The sequence below is a fragment of the Moritella sp. Urea-trap-13 genome (assembly GCF_002836355.1).
Lineage (GTDB): Bacteria > Pseudomonadota > Gammaproteobacteria > Enterobacterales > Moritellaceae > Moritella.
Window position 1 is genome coordinate 160319 of record NZ_PJCA01000040.1, and the last position, 23754, is coordinate 184072.

Consider the following 23754-nt stretch of genomic DNA (forward strand, 5'->3'; position numbering starts at 1 on the left):
ATGAGCATTGTTGTATTCGCACCGGCATCGGTAGCAAATGTAAGTGCAGGTTTTGATGCATTAGGTTTTCCGATTGCGCCGATTGATGGCTCACTCATCGGCGATAAAGTATTCATTACCGATGCTGATTCGGCCTTTAGCTTAGTTTCTAGTGGTCGTTTTAAGCATAAACTGCCTGATGATTACCGTGAAAACATCATTTATGATTGTTATCTTGGTTATGCTACAGCGTTAGAAAAACGTGGTTTAAAGATTAAAAATATCGCCATGGAGTTAGAAAAAAACTTACCGATTGGTAGTGGCTTAGGATCAAGTGCAGCGTCAATTGTTGCTGGCCTAGAAGCGCTGAATGTATTTCATGATAACACCCTAGATGAACACGAAATGGTGTTATTAATGGGTGAACTGGAAGGCAAAATCAGTGGTAGCGTGCATTATGATAATGTCGCGCCTTGTGCTTTAGGTGGCATGCAATTAATGCTGGGCGAGAATGGGGTGGTTAGTCAATCTGTGCCTTGTTTCGATGAATGGTATTGGGTTGTAGCTTATCCAGGTATTAGTATTTCAACGGCTGCTGCGCGTGACATTTTACCGACTGAATACAGCCGTGGTGATTGTTTAACGTATGGCCGCCACTTAGCGGGCTTTATCCACGCCTGTTATAGCAAACAACAAGATCTAGCCGCGGCGATGTTAAAAGATGTGATTGCGGAACCGTATCGTTCACAGCTTATTCCTAAATTTGATGAAGTGCGTGACTATGCTAAAGAACTGGGCGCGTTAGCAACTGGTATCTCAGGCTCAGGACCAACGGTATTTAACGTGATGACTGACTTAGCACAAGCTGAAAAATTAAAAGTGTGGTTAGACGCTAACTTTATCCAAAACGGTGATGGTTTTACCCACATCTGTAAACTGGATAAACAGGGCGCACGTGTCGTCGGTAGTGAATTGTAATAAGCCGTTAAAAGTTAGCTTACAAAAATAATGTTTTAGGGAATGAACAACAATGAAATTATATAGTATTAAAGATCACGCAGAGACGGTCAGCTTTTCACAAGCAGTAAAACAAGGCATGGGTAAAAACCAAGGTTTGTTCTTTCCGAGCGAAATCAACCCAATTGACGATATTGATGCATTACTAGAGATGAACCTAGTAGACCGTAGTCGTGTTATTTTACAATCTTTGATTGGTGATGAATTTAGCCAACAAGAATTACATGACATTGTTGAAGGTGCGTTTAACTTCCCCGCGCCAGTCACCAAGATCAGCGATAAAATCAGCGCGCTAGAATTATTCCACGGTCCTACACTGGCATTTAAAGACTTTGGCGGTCGCTTCATGGCGCAATGTCTATCTCGTCTCAGTGCTGATAAAAAAGGGCGCGGCGAGAAAATTACCATCCTAACTGCAACATCAGGTGATACTGGCGCTGCGGTTGCACATGCTTTCTACGGTATTGAAAATATCGAAGTAGTGGTGATGTATCCAAAAGGTAAGATCAGTTTCTTACAAGAACAAATGTTCTGTACCCTTGGTGGCAACATTCGCACTATCGCAGTTGACGGTGATTTTGATGCTTGTCAGGCATTAATGAAGCGCTCTTTTGATGATGCAGAGCTGCGCCAAGCAATTGGCCTTAACTCGGCGAACTCGATTAATATTAGCCGCTTGATGGCGCAGATCTGTTATTACTTTGAAGCATTCGCGCAACTGCCAAAAGCACAACGTGCTCAAACAGTGGTATCTGTGCCAAGTGGTAACTTCGGTAACCTAACTGCAGGCTTACTTGCTAAAACATTAGGCCTACCGGTTAAGCGCTTTATTGCCGCAACGAATATCAATGATACTGTGCCGCGTTATTTACAAAGCGGTGAGTGGGATCCAAAAGCTACGCAAGCAACTTTATCTAATGCCATGGATGTGAGCGTGCCAAGCAACTGGCCACGTATCGAAGAACTCGCGCGTGTTAAAGGTTGGGACTTATCTGAATTAGCATCAGATTTCTTGTCTGATGAAGACACTAAACAAGCCGTCGCAGCGTTAGATGCACAAGGTTACTTATGTGAACCGCATGGCGCGATTGCTTATGACCGTCTAGCGGCGCAATTAAGCGAAGATGAATTCGGGTTATTCTTATGTACAGCGCACCCTGCGAAGTTTAAAGAATCAGTGGAAGACATCCTTGGTCGTGATATTGGTTTACCACAAGAACTTGCTGATTGTGCAGACAAGCCAAACTTATCGGTTGATATGGCAAATGATTTTTCCGCATTACGTGCATTTTTAATGGCGTAGTCTAGCCTTAATAACGGGCTCTCACATTTTGTGAGCATACCTTGTTGTTATGTCTTTATAGATGACATGACCGCAAGGTATTTTTTTGTCTTCATTTTAGTTACTAAGCTGATTATTAAGGCTTAAACGCTAAATTTAGTTAACGAAATGTTATTTCAGCCCTGCAACACCAGCAATTATCGCTTGAATATCTTTGATAACAGGGGTAGCGTTGCTCATTCGCACTAAAATAGTCACTTCGATTTAAAATAAGGCATTTATGGGTAAGGTATTAAAAGATCTGCTTGGACAGTTAACGTTAGAAACCATTGAAGAAGGGATTTATCGTGGTCAAAGTCAAGATTTAGGATTTGGCGCAGTATTTGGCGGCCAAGTGATGGGACAAGCATTATCGGCAGCAAAAGAAACCGTTTCAGCCGATCGTAAGGTGCATTCGTTTCATTCTTATTTCCTGCGTGCTGGTGATGTTAACAAACCGATTATTTATGAAGTTGAAAAAATTCGCGATGGCGGTTCAATTACCACACGTCGTATTCGTGCCATCCAAAATGGTAAAGCTATTTTTTATATGACGGCGTCTTATCAGATTGAGCGTGAAGGTTACGACCATCAAGATGTGATGCCGGATGTGCCACCACCGGAAGACCTGCTTTCAGAACAAGACCATGTGTTATCCCTGCGTGATGAGTTACCGGATGATATCTGCGCCAAATTTGTGTGTGAAAGACCGATTGAAATGCGCCCAGTACATTACTTGGATCCGCTTAATGAAGAGAAGTCTGCACCAGAGCGTTACATTTGGTTTAAAGCCAATGGTCAAATGCCCGATGATGCGCGTATTCATAAATATTTATTAGCTTACGCTTCTGATTTCTGTTTCTTACCGACGGCCTTACAACCACACGGTAAAGGTTTCATGAGTCCGAATATGCAAGTGGTTACCATAGATCATTCAATGTGGTTCCACCGCGATTTCCGTCTCGATGATTGGTTATTATATGCGGTTGATAGCTCGAGTGCCTCAGGTACGCGTGGCTTAGTGCGCGGTCGTTTCTTTACGCGTGACGGCAAAATGGTAGCAACCACTATGCAAGAAGGGTTAATTCGTAACCGAGAGATCGCTTAATTACGTACTTAATTACCTAATAGTATAAAATTTCGGTCTAAAAGGCCGAAATGTTGTTTTATTACGAAAATTTGTGGGCGGGATCATGCTTTCCCGAAATTTATATACATTTCCTATCCCAGCATATTCGCTTATGCCTAAATTTAATCTACAATGAAGTTCGTTTTTTGTTATTAGGTATTCAACCCCGATTATGTCAATTAGAGTTGCGATTAATGGTTACGGACGAATTGGACGCAGTGTTGTCCGAGCGTTGTATGAAAGTAACCGTCAGGACGAAATTAAGATCGTTGTGATCAACGAACTCGCCGATCCTGAAGCGATAGTACATTTAACTCAATATGACTCAACGCATGGGCGTTTTCCTTTCTCAGTGCAGCTGGGCGATAACATTCTACAAATCGAAAATGATTGTATTCATTTAGTCCGTCATCCTGAACTTGCTGACTTACCTTGGCAGGAACATGATATTGATATCGTACTCGATTGTACCGGTATTTTTGGCACTAAAGCAGACGCTGAAGCACACATTGCAGCCGGCGCTAAAAAGGTTATTTTTTCCCATCCAGCCAGTTCGGATGTTGATGCCACGGTTGTATTTGGCGTTAATCATCAGCAATTGACCGGCGATGAAACATTTATCTCTGGTGCATCTTGTACAACTAACTGCATGGTGCCAGTGATTAATACGCTCGACGCAGCGTTTGATATTAAATGTGGCACGATCACCACTATCCATTCCGCGATGAATGATCAACCTGTTATTGATTCTTATCATTCTGATTTGCGCCGCACACGTGCAGCAAGTCATTCTATTATTCCGGTTGATACAAAATTAGCGGCGGGTATTGAACGTATCTTGCCTAAATTTGCCAATAAATTCGAAGCGATTGCAGTGCGCGTTCCAACCTTGAACGTAACGGCGATGGACTTGAGTATTACGGTAAGCAAAAATGTCACTATCGAAGATATTAACAATTGCTTACACGCGGCAGCAGAAACTGAATTAAAAGGCATCTTGGGTTATACCGAGGCACCGTTAGTATCGATAGACTTCAACCATGACCCACGCTCTAGCATCATTGATGGCACTCAAACTCGAGTCAGCGATGGTCACTTGGTTAAATTGTTAGCTTGGTGCGATAACGAATGGGGCTTTGCTAACCGTTTACTTGATACAACGTATTACATCGCTACATTAGCGAAGAATAACGTCAAATAAATCGAATTCAAATAAATTTTATAAAATTGATATTTTAAGGATTGAACGATGAATATTATTAAAATGGCAGATCTTGATCTTGCAGGTCAACGTGTATTAATTCGTGCTGATTTAAACGTACCAGTTAAAAATGGCAAAGTAACATCTGACGCGCGTATCCGTGCTTCATTACCAACAATCAAACTTGCACTAGCTGCTGGCGCAAAAGTGATGGTTACATCACACCTTGGTCGTCCAACTGAAGGTGAATTCGCACAAGAGTTCTCACTAGAGCCAGTTGTAAACTACCTTAAAGAAGCGTTAGAAAATAACGTTGTACTAGCAAGTGATTACCTAGACGGTTTAGAACTAAACGCAGGTGAATTAGTTGTACTAGAAAACGTGCGCTTTAATAAAGGCGAAAAGAAAAACGAAGAAGGTCTATCAAAAGCATACGCAGCATTATGTGACGTATTCGTAATGGATGCATTTGGTACGGCTCACCGTGCACAAGCATCTACACACGGTGTGGGCATGTTTGCTCCTATCGCTTGTGCTGGTCCACTACTAAGTGCTGAACTTGAAGCACTAGGCAAAGCAATGGACAAGCCTGCTCGTCCAATGCTAGCGATTGTTGGTGGTTCTAAAGTATCGACTAAACTAACAGTGTTAGATTCATTATCAACTATTGCTGATCAGTTAGTAGTTGGTGGCGGTATCGCGAATACATTCATCGCAGCACAAGGCCACAACGTTGGTAAATCACTGTGTGAACATGATCTTGTTGATACAGCAAAAGCATTAATGGCGAAATGTGAAATCCCAGTAGCAACTGACGTATTAGTAGCAACTGAATTTTCAGAAACAGCTGAAGCAACATTGAAAGCAGCATCAGACGTAAACGATGACGAGATGATCTTCGATTTAGGTCCAGAATCTGCAAACAAACTTGCTGAAATGATTAAAGAAGCTAAAACAATTATCTGGAATGGTCCAGTTGGCGTATTTGAATTCGCTAACTTTTCACAAGGTACAGAAATCATTGGCCGCGCAATTGCAGAAAGTGATGCTTTCTCTATCGCTGGTGGCGGTGACACATTAGCAGCTATCGACCAATTTGGTCTAACTGACGGTATCTCTTATATCTCTACAGGTGGCGGCGCGTTCCTTGAGTTTGTAGAAGGTAAAGTATTACCAGCAGTAGCTATGTTAGAAGAACGTGCTAAAAACGCGTAACTAACAATGAGTAAAAAGAAATAATAACTAATCGTTGTTTTGCTGTCACGGGTTGTGATGGCAAGAAATATTTTAAAAATTTGTGCTGAATGATTCAGTACTTAAATATATAAACAATAAGGCTAATATTATGTCTAAGATCTTTGATGTTGTAAAACCAGGTGTTGTAACAGGCGATGACGTGCAAAAAGTTTTTGCAATTGCTAAAGAAAACAACTTCGCTCTACCTGCTGTAAACATGGTAAGCACTGATTCAATCAACGGTACATTAGAAGCTGCTAAAAAATCTAATTCTCCAGTGATCATTCAGTTCTCACACGGCGGCGCTGCATTCTTCGCTGGTAAAGGTATTGGTCTTGAAGGTCACGGCGGTTCTATCATGGGCGCTATCGCCGGTGCTAAATACGTACACGTTATGGCTGAATCTTATGGTGTTCCAGTTATCATCCATACAGATCACGCGGCTAAGAAATTACTACCTTGGATCGACGGACTACTAGACGCTGGTGAAGAATTCTTCGCACAAACTGGTAAGCCACTATTCAGCTCACACATGTTAGATCTTTCTGAAGAATCTTTAGAAGAAAACATCGCGACTTGTGGTGAATACCTAGCGCGTATGGCTAAGATGGACATGACTATCGAAATCGAACTAGGTTGTACTGGTGGTGAAGAAGATGGCGTAGATAACTCTGACATGGACGCATCTGAGCTTTACACTTCTCCAGAAGACGTTGCATACGCTTACGAAAAACTGAACGCTATCAGCCCACGTTTCACTATCGCTGCTTCTTTCGGTAACGTACACGGTGTATACAAGCCAGGTAACGTTGTACTTACTCCAACTATTCTACGTGATTCACAAGCATACGTTTCAGAGAAATTTGGCCTACCAGCTAACTCTCTAAACTTCGTATTCCACGGTGGTTCAGGTTCTTCAGAAGCTGAAATCCAAGAATCAATCGGTTACGGTGTTATCAAAATGAACATCGATACTGATACACAGTGGGCTACTTGGGAAGGTATCAAAGACTACTACGAAGGTAAGAAAGAATTCCTTCAAGGCCAAATCGGTAACCCGACTGGCGTTGATGCTCCAAACAAGAAGCATTATGACCCACGTGTATGGTTACGCGCTGGTCAAACAAGTCTTGTAGCTCGTCTAGAACAAGCTCACAAAGACCTAAACAGCGTAGACGTACTATAATTATCCGTTAATATTCGGATTATTTAGTCGGTTACTTGTTAATGCCGCAGACCCTAGGTCTGCGGCATTTTTTTTACCATCAATAACTCATAACAAAAAGGAAGTAGTTGAAGGATAATATATTTTAAGTAAACTCTGCGTTTTCATCTTATTGATTAACATATAAATAAATGTATATAACTGAATGTATATAACTAAATGTATATAACTAAATGTATAAGCTGGCTAGTCATTAGCTGTATTGTTGGCGCTAAACTATCAATCGCAGCATCAGTCCCAGAATCAGTATCAGCACCAAAGGTTGAGTTAGGACGTTATCTCTTTAACGATGTCAGATTATCTAAATTTGGCAACCGTAGCTGTGCACTCTGTCATTCGCCTTTCCATGGCTGGAGTAATACCTTTAGCAAGACGCCTGATATTCATGGCAATATCACCGCGCTTAATACCCCATCCTTACTTAATGCAATAGACTTCACGACCTATATGCAAGCCAATGAAGATTTAACCGACTTAGCAGAAACGATTAAACGGCCGTTATTATCAACATCCCCCGAAGAAATGGGCATGCAAGAACAACTGTTGGTATCACGTCTGCAACGTGCATCTTTGGTATATGCGCCCTTATTTATGAGCGCCTTTGGTAGTACACAAGTAACCCTGGGAAAAGTATTGCTGGCGTTAGCTGAATACGTAAAGACAATCCGTTCTACTGACACGCCTTATCATCGCTATCTTGAGCAAGCTGATATAAACCAATTAACGCCAGCACAGCAGAGAGGGTTGATGCTGTTTCAAAGTGACAGGTTGAATTGCACTGCTTGTCATGGTGGAGAGTTGTTAAATCGTCGAGCAAATGAACGCGAGGCTAATTTTGCCAATACCGGTCTTTATGGCATTGAGTCTGAAGGGCGGTATATCTATCCGTCCCTAGCATCAGGTTTACAGAGCACAACGGGTCGGATTGAAGATAATGGCAAATTCAGGATCCCGTCTTTAGTTAATGTCACTGCCACGGGACCTTGGGGTCATGATGGCAGCTTTAGTACATTGGGTGCTGTTATCGATAGTTATGCTCGTGGCGGACGATTGACGGTATCAGGACCTAATCAAGGGGATGGTAACAAGCACCCACAAAAGGATCCCTTAATCACTGGTTTTAGTTTAACTCAATTAGAAAGATCGCAATTATTAGGTTTTTTAGAAGCGCTAGCGATCCCTGCACCAACACAATTAAATCAGCATGCCTCGCCATTTTGTGCCTTGGTGCAATTACCCGGCAGGGTAGATGCGGCTAATTGCATTTTGCCGTTTATCTATCGCGGCAGTGAAAATACCGATTAGTACTATTTACGATTAACAGCATTTACGATAAACAGCATTTACGATAAACAGTATTTACGATAAACAGTATTACCAATACGATAAACGCTATTACAAATACGATAAAAACACAGGAAACATGGAATGATGAAGTTAAAGAAAGTGGTATTAACGTCAGTCTTACTGCTAGTGAATACAGCTGTTTTTGCGGCTGCCGATGAAGCTAAAAACACTGATAATCAACAGCGTAATGCCTATTTCAAGCAAGATTATGCCAAGGCATGTACGCAATTTCTGCAATCCGACTTACAGTTACCTGCAACAACAGAGAGCGCCGCCCAGCATGAGATCAATGTAAATGTTGATAGTGGTTATCGTATGAAAATGAATGAAGATGGAGTGGGTTATTTACAACTCGCTATTACCGAATGGAATGAGAAGTTGGTTTTATTCTCAAGTAACAACATGAAGATAGCCATTAAAGGTGCTGATATTACCGGTGCTAACATCGCCAATTTGGCTTGCGAAGATGAAGATAAACAAATTACACATGTTAATACGCATGAATGGGGCAGCTATATCATGACGTTAACGGCAGCGCCAAATAGCTGGGTTGAATTGGCTATCGTTAAAGAAGTAAGCAAAGGTTAATCAATATTATTCGTCGTTATCCGCTGTAATTAATCAATGATAATTTAAATGATGATTTTTTTAGCTATATCTTCTAATTACTTAGCCTTATTTGTTATTACTGGCTAATAAATTAGGGATATGACTATGAAAAATGAACTTTTGAATGTATATTCATTAATAGTGAATATTTAATTGATTTTAAAGTGTTGCGTTAAGTGCGTGAACAAGGATGGATAACGAAATGGAACAAACAGATATTAGCTCATTACTGCCGATCATCATCACCTTAGTATTATCGCTGTCTACGCGTAATGTGGTGATCGGCTTATTCGCGGGCGTGTTAACTGGCGTGTTTATGCTGAATGGATTACAGCCATTAGACGCGTTTGGCATTATGGTCAAAGATCATCTGGTGCCACAATTAACTGATGGTTATAATGCCGGGGTATTGGTGTTATTAGTGTTCATTGGTGGTTTTGTTGCTTTGATGGAGCAGTCGGGTGGTGGTCAAGCGTTTGCCGAGAAAGTAACACATTGGATCAGCACGAAATGCAAAGCACAGTTATCCGCTTGGTTTGGTGGTATTTTTATCTTCTTCTCAGATCTCGGCACGCCATTAATTGTTGGTCCGGTATTCCGCCCACTGTTTGAAAAATTAAAACTGTCACGTCAAAAACTCGCCTTCATTATTGATTCAACCTCATCACCTGTAGCGATCCTGATCCCGTTTATTGGTTGGGGTGTGTATATCATGGGACTTATCCAAAAAGAGTTTACTGCGCTAGCGCTAGAGACTTCCGATTGGCAGGCCTTTATTAATGCTATCCCGTTTCAGTTCTATGCGTTTCTGGCTATTTTCATTGTGCCGTTAGTGGCGATTAAAAAACTAGATTTTGGACCGATGGCAGAAGCGGAAGCCCAAGCGCAGAAAGGTATATTCACAGGTCAAAGCCAAGATCAGCTGACCGCGTTTACGCATAAAAATGCGAAACCATCCTTTGTATGGGCGCCATTACTCGTCATGGCGGTGGTATTGATTAGCATGTTGGGTCCATTAGGTTTCCCATTTGAAAAAGTCTCGGGTTCGGCATTCCGTGCCGCATTATCAACCTCATATTTATTTGCGGCAATGACGTTATTGATTTTGATGGCGGTTTACGGCGTGCGTAACTTAACTGACGGTATTGCAGTGTACTTAAAAGGCATGGGCAATATGATGCAAGTAGCGATCATCTTAGTGTTGGCTTGGACCTTAAGTGGTATCGGTAAAGACTTAGGCACAGCTGCCTATATTGCAGAACAAGCGCAGGGTGGTTTCCCAAGTTGGTTAGTGCCTGCGGTGGCTTTCTTGCTTGCGGCGATTATTTCGTTTGCGACGGGGTCTTCATGGGGCACGTTTGCGATCATGATGCCGTTAGTGATACCAACCGCAGTTGCTATTGATGCGCCGTTATACGCCAGCATCGGCGCGGTATTGTCAGGTGGTTTGTTTGGCGACCATTGTTCACCTATCTCGGAAACAACTATCTTGTCATCTACAGGCGCAGGCTGTGACCAGTATGAACATTTCCGTACCCAATTACCGTATGCGTTATTAAATGGCGGCATCGCGCTAATCAGCTTTGTTGTCGCGGGAATCTTCGAAACATCATTGGTGTTGGTTGGTGCGCTAGTGTTGCAAGTCTGCGCTGTGTACTTGTTAGCGCAATGGCATCAACATAAGCAAGTAGCTAAAGAACAAGGGCAATTAAGCCAAGCTTAAAACTAACCCCGTGCTAATCCAAACCCCATCCTAGCCTTCCCCTTGAAAAAGGGAAGGGACAAGTTAATCACCGTTTACCTGTTATAGCAGGTAACGTGGGGTCATGACTGGCTTTAACTAAGCGCTATATTCAGCATAATCCGCGTAACCCACTTCTGTACCACCGTACATGGTTGTCGGATCCGCGTCATTAAATGACCAATCGTGCTTAATGCGCGCAGGTAAATCTGGATTGGCAATAAAGGGACGACCAAAACCAAATATATCACCGTAACCGAGATCAAGGATATGCTTGGCTTTTTCTACAGTGTATTTGCCTGCATACATGATGAGGCCAGAGAAAGTGTCACGAACGTCTTTATAGAAAGCGTCAGGTAAATCAGGTGCATTATCCCAATCAGCTTCTGCTAATGACAGGTAACCAATACCGATACTTTCGATAGTTTTAACTGCTTCGATATAAGTCTCATGTGGATTTTCTTCCACTAAACCAAGATAAACACGTACATCGTCAGTCGTGGCAAACAATGGTGCAAATCGAACGCCGACATGTTCTTTACCCACTTCATCTGCTACCGCTTGAGTAATTTCTTTTAAGAAGCGTAAACGGTTTTCTAAACTGCCACCGTATTCATCAGTTCGTTTATTACTGTGCTCAGAAATAAATTGATTCACTAAATAACCGTTTGCACAGTGTAATTCAACACCATCAAAACCGGCAGCCATGGCATTGCGAGCAGCCTGAGCATAAAGGGCGACGAGTTCTTTTACTTCTGCGGTTGATAATTCACGTGGCATACTTGGATCTGCTAGTGCGCCTTCACCAGGACCGGTTTCAATGAACACCTTTACATTATCTGCTCTTATTGCAGAGGGGGCGATTGGTGCTGCGCCATCTGGTTGTAAACTGGTATGTGAAACACGACCCACGTGCCAAAGCTGAGCAAAGATAATACCACCGGCATCGTGCACAGATTTAGTTACTATTTTCCAACCTTCAATTTGTGCATCAGAGTAAATACCCGGCGTCCACGCATAACCCTGACCACGGGGTTCAATTTGAGTGCCTTCGGTTACCATAAACCCCGCAGAAGCGCGTTGCGTATAGTACTTAGCCATTAATTCATTCGGAATATTGTGAGGTTGGGTACTACGTGAACGGGTTAATGGTGGCATCACGATACGGTTTTTTAAAACGTGTGCACCTAATGTAGTCGAAGTGAATAATGCGTCATTTTTCATCATGGTTTCTATCAAAGTGGGTGGCTAATGAGTTGAACTATATGCCTGCTTAGGTACAATGAAAATCAAGTGAAGTATGTATGAGAAACAAGTATGGCTGATATCAGTAAGCTGGAAATAAAACAATTAAGGGTGTTAGCTGCACTATTACAACTACATAGCTTAACTAAGGCAGCGGTTAAGTTAGGGATCACGCAGCAAGCGGTGAGTGAGCAACTGAAAAAACTCCGCGATATATTCCAAGATCGGTTATTCATTCGTAGCAGTCATGGTGTGGTGCCTACGCCCAAAGCGCAAGAACTCGCCCCTAAGATCCAACAAATATTAATGGCCATTGGTGAATTAACTGAATTAGCGGAATTCGACCCACAACGCTTAAATGGCGTCTATAAAATCAGTGCCTCAGACTATGCCATGCGGGTTATTTTACCGTCTTTATTGGTGCAGATTAGACAACATGCGCCGCACTTAAAAATCATTATTCGTCGCTTTGAATCGGATAATTTAAATCAGTTAATGGCCACCGGCGAGATTGATTTAGCCTTAACCTTTCCGGCGTTTATTCCGCTCACCTGTCCGTCGATGTTGTTGTATGAAGAACAGCATGTTTGTGTCGCCGCGAAAGCAATTGCGAATCAATATCAGGGATTAAGCTTAAAACAGATTGCAGCAGCTCCACAATTGGTTATTTCCCCGTCACGCGCGAGTTTAAAGGGATCGGCAGATGAATGGTTCGCTGGTAAGGGCTTTCAGCGTAATATTATTATGTCACTACCGAGTTTTTCGGCCGCGCCTGATTGCATTGAAGCGATGGGGGTCTTAGCATTCTTACCATCTCGCATGTTACCAAATGATAAATTAGTGGAAGTGGCATTGCCTGAAGCATTACCCAGTTTTGAGGTTATTGCGGCATGGCATCAACGTTCAAGTCAAACTCAGGTGCATCAATGGATCACCGGTTTACTACGTCAGTTATACCCACAAAAATAACCCAAAAAAAAGCCTGTCAGCATAAACTGGCAGGCTTTTTTGTTGCCACCCTTTTGCAAGAGTGGCAGGTCTAACCTAGCGTAATAGACGCGCGCGGATAGTACCGTCAATCATTCTTAATTTTGCTAAACCACGTTCAGCATGGTCACTTTCAACATCGATAACCACATAACCAATATCACCAGCAGTTTGCAGGTATTGACCGGAAATATTTACCCCTTCTTCAGCAAATGTTTGCGTGATCTGGTTTAAAATACCCGGTTGGTTATGGTGAATATGCATTAAACGGCTTGAACCTTGGTGTGTCGGTAGCGAAACTTCAGGGAAGTTAACTGCAGACAAGGTTGAACCATTATCAGAATATTTAGTTAGTTTACCAGCCACTTCATAGCCGATGTTTTCTTGTGCTTCTTGGGTACTACCACCGACGTGCGGCGTTAGGATCACATTATCAAATTCACGTAACGGTGAAGTAAATTCATCGTTATTTGATGATGGTTCAACCGGGAATACATCAATGGCTGCGCCAGAGATTTTCTTGCTTGCCAATGCTGAAGCAAGTGCATCAATATCAACAACTGTTCCGCGTGAAGCATTAATGAAGATTGCACCTTGTTTCATTTGTGCAAATTCAACTTCGCCCATCATCAGTTTTGTTTGTGGGGTTTCTGGCACGTGCAGCGAGATAATATCAGACGTCGCTAACAAGTCTTGCATACTCATGACCTGGGTAGCATTACCCAAAGAAAGCTTAGTTTCAACGTCATAATATTTAACGCGTAGACCTAAATTTTCTGCCAGAATACTTAATTGAATACCGATATGGCCATAACCAATAATACCCAACTGCTTACCACGTGCTTCATAAGAACCCGTTGCTGACTTAAGCCATTCGCCACGGTGTGCTTTTGCATTTTTCTCAGGAATACCACGTAATAATAATAAAATTTCGCCAAGTACTAATTCTGCCACACTACGGGTGTTCGAGAACGGGGCGTTAAATACAGGGATCGCAGCTTTCTGAGCGGCAGCCAGATCAACCTGATTAGTGCCAATACAAAAACAGCCAATACCAACCAGCTTTTCTGCTGCAGCAATGACGTTTGCATTTAAATGAGTACGTGAACGAATACCAACAAAATGGACATCTTTAATTTTTTCACACAGTTCTTCTTCACTTAATGCGGTCTTAATCGACTCGATATTGGTGTAACCGGCATCAGCAAATGTATCAACTGCACTTTGGTGTAGTCCTTCAAGAAGTAATATCTTGATCTTATCTTTCTGCAGAGAGAAGTTGGTCATGTAAATTCCTTTATCACATAATTCGCAAATCGCACTTAATGCTAAAATCGCACTAAATGATAAAGTAGCAGGTTTCTTTTCATTAGTGAATGTTTGTGACGAAAATCAAACAAAATAGTTAATTTGTGATTGACGGCAGCTTGATTTACTTAGATATTTACACTTTTCGGACTATAAAAATGTTTATCTATCAAATAAAGTTTAATATAACCAGTTGTTATACTTATATAATATGAAGTGTTGGCAAAGCCATAGAACATTTGGGGAAGTATTGTAAGGTATCAACAAGGGTTGAGTTGGCGTTGTTAGATAACACCAACTCAGCGTTATTATTTAGTGGTAACAACGCCATTCTGCGTGCCAGTTAGCACAACATCTGCGCCGCGAGCCGCAAATAAACCGTTTGTTACTACGCCAACTAAGCCGTTAATAGCGATTTCTAGGGCTTTCGGATCTTTAATCTGCATGTGGTAAACATCAATAATAATATTGCCGTTATCAGTGACGACACCTTCACGGTAAACCGGATCACCGCCGAGTTTAAGTAATTCACGTGCCACGTAAGAGCGTGCCATCGGGATCACTTCAACCGGTAATGGGAAATCACCTAATACGTCGACATTTTTAGTATCATCAATAATACACACGAATTTTTTAGCAACGGCAGATACAATCTTTTCACGTGTTAGCGCTGCGCCACCACCTTTAATCATGTTGTTGTTGCCATCAATTTCATCGGCGCCATCAACATAGATATCCAGTTGCGCTACGCTGTTTAAATCAAATACTTCAATACCCAGTGCTTCTAAACGCTTTGTTGAGGCGATTGAACTTGAAACTGCACCTTGAATATCTTCACGGATTGTACCCAGTGCATCAATAAAATGATTAACGGTTGAACCGGTACCCACACCAACGATGCTATCCTTTTCAACATATTCTAATGCTGCCCAGCCTGCTGCTTTTTTTAATTCATCTTGAGTCATGTTATATCCATAATTATTGATTGGCTTGATGCTGTGATCGTGTTGTATTACGTTTGATTATACCCAAATCGTTACCCAAACAGCAATGTTCTTGATGGTGTGATTATTTCTTTAATCGGCATATCCCACGGCGCAATCGGTAAATTATCATGCTGTTGGCAGTCGTGGGCTAAACCCAGTACGTAGGGGGCTTGCTGATCGCGGCGTACAAACTGATGCTGAGAAAAAGTGCGATCGTAATATCCGCCGCCCATGCCCAAGCGATTACCGGCTAAATCAAATGCCACTAACGGGCTGCAGACTAAATCTAATTGCAGATACGGGATCACGTCAGTGACATTAAGTCGCGGTTCACTAATGCCGTATTTATTTTTAACTAGGGGGGTCGTCGCGGTGAGTCGGGTAAACAACAATTGCTTGTGACTAAACGGATGTAAAATAGGAATGTAGACTTGCTTGTCTTGCTGCCAACACCAGTCGATAACGGCTTGGGTATCGAGTTCGCCATCATTATGTAAATAAAGTGCAATATGCTGGGCGGATTGAATATGCGGGTGCTGACTGAATTGTAAAACCAGATCAAGACCGGCTTGTTGCTGCTGCTGGATTGAAAGCTGCTGGCGACGTTGGCGTATTTGTTGTCTTATTGCAGTTCGGGTAGTGGCTAGCGATGGTATTAAGTCAGACATAAACAAGATCCCATACTCGTTAATTTCGGTAAGGGATTGATGTTAACACAAGAAGTGGGCCCCAGGGTGCGGCTACAAGGTTTAGTCCTGAACCAGAAGGTTCAGGTTGGCTATTCAAGCTGTTGCGTCAGGCTTCTCAGTACGAGCTGAGCTTGCACAATAGCAACAGGAATGAAAGCCTATAAAGTGTGATTATCGGCTCAGGGACATAACCCGCATACCAATCACCCCAGGGTTATTTGGTTATACTGCAGATGGCTCTTTATCAATTTTATTATTGATTAGCGCGCGTTCAATGCTTTCTTGTAACAATTGAATACGATCATCTACGGTATTTGTATATTCTGTTGTTTTATGACGTTCTTTACGAAGCTCATGACAAAAATTTAACGCCGCCATTACAGCTAAATGCTCTAAATTTTTTATTTTGGTCTTCGCTTGTATCTCTTCTAACTTTTTATTAAGTACAGCAGCTGTTTGATGAAGTTCATCGACTTCTTCACTTGGACTACCGACTTTAAAGTGGCGACCCAATATTGCTATGTCAACCGCAGTTGTGCTCATGGCTATACTCTAAGTTATCTGGCTACAAGGGCTATATCAAGCACCTCGGCTGATACGTCTGAACTGACTATATCCCGCAATAGTGAGCATTGCAAGGGGTTATCTAATTGAAATTTTGAGTTGCGGATCGAGATTAATCAAGTTGCCCATAAATCCAACAGCTTAGTATTTATTTTAGCGGCTTGAATGGCTTAATCGGTATCAAACACAGGGATTTACGGGAAAAAAAAGCCCTTGCCGTTAGCTATTTTACTCTAATTTACCAAGCAATTTGACCGCTATCACACCTTTATATAATAGTTATAAATAGTGCATAGCGGTATTAAATAATGTATCGCGGTCGATAAATATTTTAAGCGCCAGTGGTGCTTGTCGCTAGCACAGGTTTAACCAACACATTGTTGCTGTCTTGTTCTGTACTGGCTTGCTGGGCGTTAGCTTGCGCAGCTAAGCGCTTGGTTTTCGCTTCTACTTTTGCTAGCCATAATAACGGTATGATAATAAAGGCAGTACCAATCGCCATACCAATATCTGGGATCTCATCAAACCAAATAAGCCCGACAACCACAGCGCCAATTAAACCGCTGTATTCGGCACTGGCAATTTTGCTGGCTTCACCTGAACGATAAGCCATAACACAAAAACCTGCATAGATAAGGATAAACAAGGTTGACCCTGCAGCCGTTAATAGTGGGGCAAAGTCCCACGGTTTACCTTCCCAAATAGTGAGTCCTAATGAGGCCGGCATACCGACTAAATTAGTTAATAATAGGGTTTGAAATACCGTTTGGTGCTTTGGCAGTTTACGGATCAATAAATTATTCGCGGCTAAAGTAAACGCGACGACTAGCGCTGCCATTGCGGCCCAATCAATCTCGGTTGGACGCACGACAATTAATACCCCTACAAAGCCTAATACACCAGCGGTAATAGAAGGAATGGTGAGTTTTTCTTGGAACCACATCATCGCCATCGGCAACATGATTAAGGGTGCTGCATAGAAGATCGCATTCGCGGTAGCCAGTGGCATCGAATTGATGGAATAAACCATGAATATCGCGCCAAGTAGCCAAATGTGACCACGTACCGCATGCCATTTAAGGCCATTAACCAGACTTTCTCTGCTACTTTTCAAGCAAAATGGTAGCAGCAGCAATACCGCCGTCAGCTGTCGGAAAAATACAAATTGATAAACGGCTGCATCTTCCGATAATGTCTTAATTAAGGCATCAGAAAAAACGGCAATAACGTTACCAATAATTAGCAAGGTCATTGCTAAACCGACAGTCATTTTTGGCATGGTGTGCTCCTATACATAAACTTAAAGCAATAAGTAGTAAGTAAAAAGTAAAAGTAACCTAAAAAGTAACAACACAAGGCTGGGACGTTGAAAGGGCAAAGTGTGATGTGAGTAGCATATTCGAAAAGCTATGATGAAGTATAATGATAAATATATTTTTAGTATGAGCTGAGCTAATAGTGAAACTGCCTCCGTTACGCGCCTTGCAATGTTTTGAAGCGGTTGCCCGTTTTAACAGCTTTTCCAAAGCGGCCGATCAACTGCATATTACCCAAAGTGCAGTGAGTCATCAGGTACGTCAGTTAGAAGAGTATCTGGGTGAATCGATGTTTAACCGTAAAGGCCGCACCTTGTCGCTTACCGATATGGGCGAGCGCTATTACGAAGAAGTCAGCCAATCATTGGCCAATATATCTAATGCCAGCCAGCAGATCCGCGAGGGTAAATCGGGTAAGATCCGTTTAGCCTTATACAGCTCATTAGCGGTGAAATGGTTGATCCCACGATTAGATCATTTACGTCAGCAACATCCGGAAATTGAGCTGTCATTAAACATGGTGGCCGATGAACCTGATTGCAGTGATCAAGTCGCTGATTGTTTTATTACCGTGTACCCGCCGAAACGCAATTTTGTCAGTCAGCTGTTATATGCGGAGCGTTTATATCCGGTGTGTGGCAAAAAGATCTGGCAGCAGATCCAAGATAAACCACTGCCTGAAGCATTGTGGCAATATCCGTTATTATCGGTGCAGTCAGTGTTTCCCGACAGCGCCTTGGGTGAAGATTGGATCCGTTGGTGTGAGTTAGGTGGGTTCACCCTGCCGAAAACAGTGAAGATGAACTATTTTAGTCATATGCTTATGGCGGCAGAAGCGGCGCGCTATGAACAGGGCATCACCTTGGTAAATCATTATTTAATGAACGATCAAGACCGCCAACATAACTTTGTGCGTATTCCGATGCACGAGATCTTAACCGGTGATAGCTTTTATTTCGTCTATAAAAAATCTCGCGCCAAGCAAACCGATATCGTCAAGCTAGGGCGCTGGTTAAAGCAGCAATGTTATGACCAAGACCAGAACAGTTACGAGCAAGAACCACAAGCCGGTAGTAGGGTACAAGGCAAGGCGGCATTAGCCAGCGATTAAGGTCTGTGCAAAATATGTGGCTATGGTCTTGATCTGGGCTAAATGCTAATATAGTCGCCATTATTCTAAATACATTAATCTATTGGTAAGGTCCTCACATGGATAAAGTTAAACTTCCTCTTTTTGCTGACGTAAATGAGCAGCTACAACAAAGTGATTTATTAGTGAACCCTGCTGATGTGCACGGTGTGATCTGTGGTCTATTATGTGGCGGCGTTAAGCTAGACAGCAAAGCTTGGTTAGAACCGTTTGATCAACTGATCAACGAAGGTCTTGGTATTCCAGATTCACTTGACGCGATATTAGCTGACGTTTATAGCGGTAGTGAAGCGGCGTTAAAAGACATGACATTAGGTTTCGAACTGTTGCTACCAGATATGGACCAGCCGTTAGAGCTCCGTATGGAAGCATTAGCTGAATGGGTTCAAGGTTTCCTTGGCGGTTTTGGTATGGTGCACTCGGTAACAACCGTTGCCAGCGATGATGTGAAAGAACTGATTGCTGATTTTGCCAGTATTTCGCAAATGGACATTGAGACTGACGACGACAGTAATGAAGCAGAAGAATCGTTCTACGAGATCGTTGAATACGTGCGTATGGGTGCGACTTATTGCTTTAATGAATTAGGCGACGGTGGCGGTGAAGCGCAAGCAATGCCAATCCTGCACTAATTCTGCGACGACATTCTTTTATCTTTGATACGAGACAATCTTTACATTAGTTTGATAAAAGATGATTTATCGCAAGCGCAACATAACGCTAGCTCGCTATGATTATGTTGCGCATATTAACGCTTACTTAAACGGATACTTATCGACGTAATAACCGCGATGAGGTTAGGTAAATGTAATACGGACAAGGAGTGTTTTATGTCTTTAATAAACAAATTAACGGCGAAGTTGAGTAGTAAATCCAACGCCTCTGCAGCAGCTATCGTGTGGCCAGAAACGGCTTTTAGTCGCGAACAGCATGCAGTGCGTAATACTCAGTTTAGTCAGACTTACCATGCTTATACTAATCCACAACAAGCCTTTGAATTTTGTCGCGCACAAGCCGATGAAGGCGTGGTGATGGCGTTATATTTATTAGCGCTGCAGTATGAACAAGGTGATGGTCAGCAAACTTATTTAAGCCAAGCGCTGAGTTGTTATCAACGCGCTGGCGATTGTGGCCACCCAGAGTCATTATTTAATCTGGCGTTATTACAATTACAGGGCCAGTTGGGTAAACCCAATGCGGTATTGGCGTTTAGCTATTTTGAGCAAGCGGCCAAGCACGGGCTAGTACAGGCGCAGTATAATCTCGCCAGTATGTTGGATCAGGGCTCGGGCTGTTTTCAAGATCAAACCGCTGCTTTTGACTGGTACAACAAAGCCGCCGAGCAAGGTTATACCCAAGCATGGCAAAACATTGCGGTGATGTATTACCGTGGTGAAGGCGTTGAAGCCGATAAATTAAAGGCGTACGCGTGGACATTATTAGCGGCAAAGGCCGGTGTCGACGAGGCTATCGCCGCAGAACCAGAGATGACACAAGCGTTAAACTCGACCGAGATCTTGGTGGGTAAAGCGCAGTTTGATCACTTACAACAAGGCTTTTTAGCTTATTTACCAATAGAAACCCGATTTGAAGGTTAATGATCTAGTTAGCACATAGTGTTTAAAGACACCACCACGCCATAAACCCATCCATGGGGGCTTGGGGCTGGCATCCTTGCCAGCAACAGGTGGCTTTCTTTAATCACTATGTGAGGTATTCAGCGTCGTTTAATTAATGATGCTCAGTAGGTTTTATTGTTCGGGTTTGTTGGCTTTGTTATAGTGTCATCGTTTTTAATTTCAATAACTTGTTAGGATCGAAATGTCAGTGGTTGAATATGATATTGCAATTGTGGGTGCCGGCATGGTCGGGGCTACACTTGCGCACGCGATAAGCCAAATACAGCACCAAGATGGTCGTCAATTATCGATAGCGTTAATTGATGCCAATCCGCCAACCACCAGTAACCATCCTGGTTTTGATGCGCGGGTGATTGCATTATCTTATGGTTCCCAACAGATCTTAACCCAGTTTAAGTTGTGGGATAAGATCGCGCCGACAGCCACGGCGATCAAACATATTCATGTATCCGATCGTGGTCATTGGGGTTTTACCCGTCTTGATCACAGCGAATACAATTTACCTGCATTAGGGCAAGTGATCGAACTGCAAACCGCAGGGCATATATTCCAACAAGATCTAGCAGCGACGCGTAATATCAATTGGTATTGCCCAAATCAGTTAGTCAGTTTAGATCGCCAGATCAACCATACCGATCTTACCCTTGATGACGGTCAGCAACTGCGCTGTAAATTATTAATCGGTGCAGATGGTAACAACTCAATGGTACGCCAGTTAACCAACGTGCCTATTGAAGTGACCGATTTTGAACAAACTGCGATCATTGCCAATGTCACCACCAGTAAGTTGCACGAAGGCAAAGCTTTTGAGCGCTTTACTGATACCGGTCCATTAGCTTTATTGCCAATGAAAGATCAACGCAGCTCGTTAGTTTGGTCAGTGCGTAGCGATGAAGTCGACGCGATCATGGCATTGAGTGATGAAGCATTTTTAGCGCGTTTACAGCTGCGTTTTGGCTATCGTTTAGGTACGTTTACCAAAACCGGTCAGCGTTTTTCATACCCGCTACTATTAACAGAGGCGTTAGAGCCAACTCAACATCGTAGTGTTGTGATTGGTAATGCCGCGCATGCGCTGCACCCGATTGCGGGTCAAGGTTATAACCTGGGCTTACGTGATGTGGCGGTATTGCATCATCAAATTGAACAAGCTTTTTTAAACGACCAAGATGTCGGTGCTCAAGCCGTCACCAAAGGTTACTGGCACAAGCGTCAAGGCGATCATCAAAAAACCATTTGGATGACGACCTCATTAGCGACCTTGTTTGCTAATAACTATGCGCCGCTGGTGGCCGGTCGTAATTTAGCCCTACACACCATGGGTTACAAACCAGAATATAAACGCGCACTCGCACGTCAAGCACTGGGTGCGTTCAAGTTATTTTAAGCTGCGTTAGCTATTTAACTGTTTAAAACATTAAAAGTAGAATTAGGATGTTATATGCAATCTTATGATATTGCGGTTGTTGGCGGTGGCATGGTTGGCCTTGCTTTTGCTGCAGCGTTAAAGGGAACCACCCTTAAGATCGTGGTTATCGAAGGTAATGAACTGGATCGCGAATTAGGTGAATCACCAGAATTACGCGTTAGCGCACTGAGTCGTGCCAGCCAAAACATATTACAAAATTTAGATGCGTGGTCAGGTATCGAAAGCCGCCGCCATCAAGCGTACAACGCCATGCAAGTTTGGGATCGTGATGGTTTCGGCCATATCGACTTTGACGGCGATGCGCTAATGACAGATACCTTAGGTCATTTAGTTGAAAACAAAGTGATCCAATTAGCGCTGTTAGAACAAATAGAAAAAGCCAGCAACATTACCTTATTAACCGGTACTCGCATTAGTAAATTAACCCGTGGCGATGATGCGGCTTGGTTAACCTTAGAAGATCAAGAACCTGTGTATGCGAAGTTAATTGTTGGCGCTGATGGTGCTAATTCATGGACGCGTGCACAAGTGAATATTCCGCTGACCACATGGGATTATAATCACCATGCGATCGTCGCGAATATTCGCACCGTTGAACCGCATCAGTCTTGCGCGCGTCAGATCTTTAATCCAGAAGGGCCCTTAGCGTTTTTACCCTTATGGCAACCGGATCTGTGTTCAATTGTATGGTCGTTACCACCAGAGCGTGCGACTGAATTGTTAGCCATGGATGAAAGCGAGTTTAACAAACAATTGACCGTGGCCTTTGATGGTCGTTTAGGTCTGTGTAGTGTTGAAGGTCAACGTCAGGCATTCCCGCTTAAAATGCGTTATGCCCGTAGCTTTGCTAGCGACCGCGTGGCATTAATTGGCGATGCAGCACACACCATACATCCATTAGCAGGGCAGGGTGTTAACCTAGGTTTGTTAGATGCGGCGAGTTTGGCGCAATGTGTATTAGAAAATCACCTAGCGAATAAAGACATCGGCAGCCATGCACACTTGCGAAAATTTGAGCGCTGGCGTAAAGCCGAAGCGGCGGTGATGATCTCGAGTATGGAAGGTTTAAAACGGTTATTTAGTGGCGATCATCCGGCGAAACGCATTTTCCGCGATATAGGTTTAACCTTATCGAATACATTACCTGGGCTAAAGCTAAGCTTTATTAAACGGGCGATGGGCTTGGATGGTGAGTTACCTGATCTTGCTAAATCAGACTACAAGCGTTAACCTGATCTCGATTAGCGTTAACCTGATCACAGGGAATTGTTAATATAGTGTAATTAATCCACCCCTATAATTGCACAAATAATGAGAATAACTAATGTAAACACCCCGTTTGCATTAGTTATATTAATGAATAAGGTGGCTGTTTTTAGCATGTTACTAGCTTAATAATTGCCAATATCGCTAATACTTAGTAAATTCAGCTGCCTATTCTAGTTTTTTTGTGATCTACAACGTCATTATCCCCCTCGAATAACGTTTTTAACTTTTTAAGTGTTAGCCTTATCTGCATTATTATTTTGTTAACCATTAGATTTTCTATTCCTTAAATAATTTTTAACGGATGCTATCTAGGGGTATAATAAAATCATTGTCGTGTAATAGGCTTTACATGAAAGCGTTAAATAA

Annotated in this window: 21 protein-coding genes and 1 other RNA gene; 15 read left to right on the plus strand and 7 right to left on the minus strand. The window is 42.6% G+C overall.

The annotated features are described in order from the left end of the window. The 9 genes from thrB (at position 1) to CXF93_RS21230 (ending at position 10787) form a co-directional block, all read left to right on the plus strand. Positions 1–957, plus strand: coding sequence for a homoserine kinase (gene thrB, locus CXF93_RS21190; RefSeq protein WP_101064489.1), 957 nt, complete (start codon positions 1–3; stop codon positions 955–957). A gap of 52 nt (positions 958–1009) precedes the next feature. Then, positions 1010–2299, plus strand: a complete 1290-nt coding sequence (gene thrC, locus CXF93_RS21195) for a threonine synthase (protein ID WP_101064490.1) — start codon at positions 1010–1012, stop codon at positions 2297–2299. Positions 2300–2558: 259 nt separating this feature from the next. Further along, positions 2559–3425, plus strand: a complete 867-nt coding sequence (gene tesB / locus CXF93_RS21200) for an acyl-CoA thioesterase II (protein ID WP_101064491.1) — start codon at positions 2559–2561, stop codon at positions 3423–3425. A 193-nt stretch (positions 3426–3618) separates the two neighbouring features. After that, entirely contained in the window at positions 3619–4647 is a 1029-nt protein-coding gene (epd, locus tag CXF93_RS21205) for an erythrose-4-phosphate dehydrogenase (protein WP_101064492.1), read from the plus strand. A 48-nt stretch (positions 4648–4695) separates the two neighbouring features. Beyond that, positions 4696–5862 carry a phosphoglycerate kinase gene (locus tag CXF93_RS21210; protein ID WP_101064493.1) on the plus strand — a complete coding sequence of 389 codons (1167 nt, stop codon included), beginning with the start codon at positions 4696–4698 and terminating at the stop codon, positions 5860–5862. A 130-nt stretch (positions 5863–5992) separates the two neighbouring features. Continuing rightward, a complete protein-coding gene (gene fbaA / locus CXF93_RS21215; RefSeq protein ID WP_101064494.1) occupies positions 5993–7069 on the plus strand; it encodes a class II fructose-bisphosphate aldolase in 1077 nt (358 codons plus the stop codon). A 198-nt stretch (positions 7070–7267) separates the two neighbouring features. Further along, positions 7268–8413: a cytochrome-c peroxidase gene (locus CXF93_RS21220; protein ID WP_101064495.1), complete on the plus strand. Its 1146-nt coding sequence runs from the start codon at positions 7268–7270 to the stop codon at positions 8411–8413. Positions 8414–8536: 123 nt separating this feature from the next. Continuing rightward, positions 8537–9043: a hypothetical protein gene (locus CXF93_RS21225; protein WP_101064496.1), complete on the plus strand. Its 507-nt coding sequence runs from the start codon at positions 8537–8539 to the stop codon at positions 9041–9043. A 223-nt stretch (positions 9044–9266) separates the two neighbouring features. Beyond that, the gene (locus CXF93_RS21230) at positions 9267–10787 is read left to right on the plus strand and encodes a Na+/H+ antiporter NhaC family protein (protein WP_101064497.1); all 1521 of its coding nucleotides are present in this window, start codon (positions 9267–9269) and stop codon (positions 10785–10787) included. 117 nt (positions 10788–10904) lie between these two features. Here the strand turns inward: CXF93_RS21230 and CXF93_RS21235 are convergent, their stop codons facing one another. Further along, complete coding sequence (locus tag CXF93_RS21235; protein WP_101064498.1) at positions 10905–12032, minus strand: alkene reductase; 1128 nt, start codon at positions 12030–12032, stop codon at positions 10905–10907. 90 nt (positions 12033–12122) lie between these two features. On the opposite strand from CXF93_RS21235, the gene CXF93_RS21240 reads away from it, so the two are divergent. Further along, positions 12123–13019 (plus strand): LysR family transcriptional regulator, encoded by an 897-nt coding sequence (locus CXF93_RS21240; RefSeq protein ID WP_101064499.1) that lies wholly within the window; start codon positions 12123–12125, stop codon positions 13017–13019. A 75-nt stretch (positions 13020–13094) separates the two neighbouring features. On the opposite strand, the gene serA is transcribed toward CXF93_RS21240, so the two are convergent. The 6 genes from serA to CXF93_RS21270 form a co-directional block, all read right to left on the minus strand. After that, a complete protein-coding gene (gene serA, locus CXF93_RS21245; RefSeq protein ID WP_101064500.1) occupies positions 13095–14324 on the minus strand; it encodes a phosphoglycerate dehydrogenase in 1230 nt (409 codons plus the stop codon). 329 nt (positions 14325–14653) lie between these two features. Then, positions 14654–15310: a ribose-5-phosphate isomerase RpiA gene (gene rpiA / locus CXF93_RS21250; RefSeq protein ID WP_101064501.1), complete on the minus strand. Its 657-nt coding sequence runs from the start codon at positions 15308–15310 to the stop codon at positions 14654–14656. Between the two features lie 71 nt (positions 15311–15381). Then, positions 15382–15999: a 5-formyltetrahydrofolate cyclo-ligase gene (locus CXF93_RS21255; RefSeq protein WP_101064502.1), complete on the minus strand. Its 618-nt coding sequence runs from the start codon at positions 15997–15999 to the stop codon at positions 15382–15384. Between the two features lie 54 nt (positions 16000–16053). Beyond that, positions 16054–16238, minus strand: a non-coding RNA gene (ssrS, locus tag CXF93_RS21260) — 6S RNA. Between the two features lie 4 nt (positions 16239–16242). Beyond that, entirely contained in the window at positions 16243–16563 is a 321-nt protein-coding gene (gene zapA / locus CXF93_RS21265) for a cell division protein ZapA (protein WP_101064503.1), read from the minus strand. Between the two features lie 352 nt (positions 16564–16915). Beyond that, on the minus strand, positions 16916–17863 hold the full coding sequence (locus tag CXF93_RS21270) for a DMT family transporter (RefSeq protein ID WP_101064504.1): 948 nt from the start codon (positions 17861–17863) through the stop codon (positions 16916–16918). Positions 17864–18042: 179 nt separating this feature from the next. Between CXF93_RS21270 and CXF93_RS21275 the strand changes: the two genes are divergently transcribed. The 5 genes from CXF93_RS21275 to CXF93_RS21295 all read left to right on the plus strand — a co-directional run bounded on the left by CXF93_RS21275 (position 18043) and on the right by CXF93_RS21295 (position 23349). After that, complete coding sequence (locus CXF93_RS21275) at positions 18043–19011, plus strand: LysR family transcriptional regulator (RefSeq protein WP_101064505.1); 969 nt, start codon at positions 18043–18045, stop codon at positions 19009–19011. Between the two features lie 98 nt (positions 19012–19109). After that, entirely contained in the window at positions 19110–19682 is a 573-nt protein-coding gene (locus CXF93_RS21280; protein WP_101064506.1) for a UPF0149 family protein, read from the plus strand. 198 nt (positions 19683–19880) lie between these two features. Continuing rightward, positions 19881–20648 (plus strand): tetratricopeptide repeat protein, encoded by a 768-nt coding sequence (locus CXF93_RS21285; RefSeq protein WP_101064507.1) that lies wholly within the window; start codon positions 19881–19883, stop codon positions 20646–20648. 223 nt (positions 20649–20871) lie between these two features. Beyond that, complete coding sequence (ubiH, locus tag CXF93_RS21290) at positions 20872–22077, plus strand: 2-octaprenyl-6-methoxyphenyl hydroxylase (protein ID WP_101064508.1); 1206 nt, start codon at positions 20872–20874, stop codon at positions 22075–22077. A 54-nt stretch (positions 22078–22131) separates the two neighbouring features. After that, on the plus strand, positions 22132–23349 hold the full coding sequence (locus CXF93_RS21295; protein ID WP_101064509.1) for an FAD-dependent 2-octaprenylphenol hydroxylase: 1218 nt from the start codon (positions 22132–22134) through the stop codon (positions 23347–23349). Positions 23350–23754 lie beyond the last annotated feature (405 nt).

Bases quoted from the DNA above. Each gene is read 5' to 3' on its own strand.
- thrB (WP_101064489.1), top strand. From the start codon at position 1: ATGAGCATTGTTGTATTCGCACCGGCATCGGTAGCAAATGTAAGTGCA.
- CXF93_RS21270 (WP_101064504.1), bottom strand. From the start codon at position 17,863: ATGCCAAAAATGACTGTCGGTTTAGCAATGACCTTGCTAATTATTGGT.
- fbaA (WP_101064494.1), top strand. From the start codon at position 5,993: ATGTCTAAGATCTTTGATGTTGTAAAACCAGGTGTTGTAACAGGCGAT.
- rpiA (WP_101064501.1), bottom strand. From the start codon at position 15,310: ATGACTCAAGATGAATTAAAAAAAGCAGCAGGCTGGGCAGCATTAGAA.
- CXF93_RS21295 (WP_101064509.1), top strand. From the start codon at position 22,132: ATGCAATCTTATGATATTGCGGTTGTTGGCGGTGGCATGGTTGGCCTT.
- CXF93_RS21230 (WP_101064497.1), top strand. From the start codon at position 9,267: ATGGAACAAACAGATATTAGCTCATTACTGCCGATCATCATCACCTTA.
- tesB (WP_101064491.1), top strand. From the start codon at position 2,559: ATGGGTAAGGTATTAAAAGATCTGCTTGGACAGTTAACGTTAGAAACC.
- CXF93_RS21225 (WP_101064496.1), top strand. From the start codon at position 8,537: ATGATGAAGTTAAAGAAAGTGGTATTAACGTCAGTCTTACTGCTAGTG.
- CXF93_RS21285 (WP_101064507.1), top strand. From the start codon at position 19,881: ATGTCTTTAATAAACAAATTAACGGCGAAGTTGAGTAGTAAATCCAAC.
- ubiH (WP_101064508.1), top strand. From the start codon at position 20,872: ATGTCAGTGGTTGAATATGATATTGCAATTGTGGGTGCCGGCATGGTC.
- serA (WP_101064500.1), bottom strand. From the start codon at position 14,324: ATGACCAACTTCTCTCTGCAGAAAGATAAGATCAAGATATTACTTCTT.
- CXF93_RS21255 (WP_101064502.1), bottom strand. From the start codon at position 15,999: ATGTCTGACTTAATACCATCGCTAGCCACTACCCGAACTGCAATAAGA.
- CXF93_RS21235 (WP_101064498.1), bottom strand. From the start codon at position 12,032: ATGATGAAAAATGACGCATTATTCACTTCGACTACATTAGGTGCACAC.
- epd (WP_101064492.1), top strand. From the start codon at position 3,619: ATGTCAATTAGAGTTGCGATTAATGGTTACGGACGAATTGGACGCAGT.
- zapA (WP_101064503.1), bottom strand. From the start codon at position 16,563: ATGAGCACAACTGCGGTTGACATAGCAATATTGGGTCGCCACTTTAAA.
- CXF93_RS21240 (WP_101064499.1), top strand. From the start codon at position 12,123: ATGGCTGATATCAGTAAGCTGGAAATAAAACAATTAAGGGTGTTAGCT.
- CXF93_RS21210 (WP_101064493.1), top strand. From the start codon at position 4,696: ATGAATATTATTAAAATGGCAGATCTTGATCTTGCAGGTCAACGTGTA.
- CXF93_RS21220 (WP_101064495.1), top strand. From the start codon at position 7,268: ATGTATATAACTAAATGTATAAGCTGGCTAGTCATTAGCTGTATTGTT.
- CXF93_RS21280 (WP_101064506.1), top strand. From the start codon at position 19,110: ATGGATAAAGTTAAACTTCCTCTTTTTGCTGACGTAAATGAGCAGCTA.
- thrC (WP_101064490.1), top strand. From the start codon at position 1,010: ATGAAATTATATAGTATTAAAGATCACGCAGAGACGGTCAGCTTTTCA.